Source organism: Paraburkholderia sp. SIMBA_030 (genome assembly GCF_046535245.1).
GTDB lineage: Bacteria > Pseudomonadota > Gammaproteobacteria > Burkholderiales > Burkholderiaceae > Paraburkholderia.
The window spans coordinates 1-252 of record NZ_JAWRXB010001158.1; the positions used below are offsets into that span (position 1 = coordinate 1).

General features: G+C 65.9%; 1 pseudogene. It reads left to right on the top strand.

Going from position 1 to position 252, the window contains the following annotated elements:
* Positions 1-252 (top strand): annotated as a pseudogene (locus SB772_RS43665) (phosphate acyltransferase); the annotation flags it as partial.

Consider the following 252-nt stretch of genomic DNA (forward strand, 5'->3'; position numbering starts at 1 on the left):
CAGGCGTTGCGCGGCAAGCCGGACTCGTCGATGCGCATTGCGCTCGAACTGGTGCGTGACGGCAAGGCCCAGGCCTGCGTGAGTGCCGGAAATACCGGGGCGCTGATGGCGTTGTCGCGCTTCGTGCTCAAACCCCTGCCGGGTATCGATCGGCCCGCCATGGTGGCGGCGATCCCGACCCAGGCGGGGTACTGCCAGTTGCTCGACCTGGGCGCCAATGTCGATTGCAGTGCCGAGAACCTTTACCAGTTC